A 635-nucleotide genomic window follows, 5' to 3' on the forward strand; every position below is an offset into this window, starting at 1 on the left:
AGCTTCAACTTTTCTAAATTTCTTTCTGTAAATTTAACCTCTTGAGTTGTCATTGTCGGACTCCTGTTATTACACTATCACCTGATCTCTAAAAAGAAAGTCATCACTTGTTATGACGCTTTTTGAGAAAACAAGCGAGAGCGCGTTAGCGTTTTTTAGGGTTAAAATCACTGCTTAATATAGAACGGTCTAAAGAGAAGAGATAGGACGAACTTCAAAGATCCAAAAAATTACCCTTGTTAAACAATTACTTATAGGTGATAATACGATCCTACTTCATAACAACATATTGTTATGTCATCTAACACATAGAGTTATATGATCTAACACATAGAGTTATAACAATGGGAAATCGCTTAAAAAACAAACACTACTTTAGGGGTGTTTTTTTGCTCAAAAAATGACCTGTAATAACGTGTAATAGTTTTTATCCGGAAACTATTTTATTGTATGTACAGGAGCGGACATAAAAATGACAATAATAAATAGCACGCCTAAAGATTCAACGTTAGCACAAATAAAACGACAATATGATGAACGGTTGAATGAAGAACTTGGATTAGCACAAAACAAAAAAACTTTTTACAATAAAATACATGTAGATCAGGACGGGGAAGTTGTTCAATATACAGACA

The organism is Psychromonas sp., from assembly GCF_983033635.1.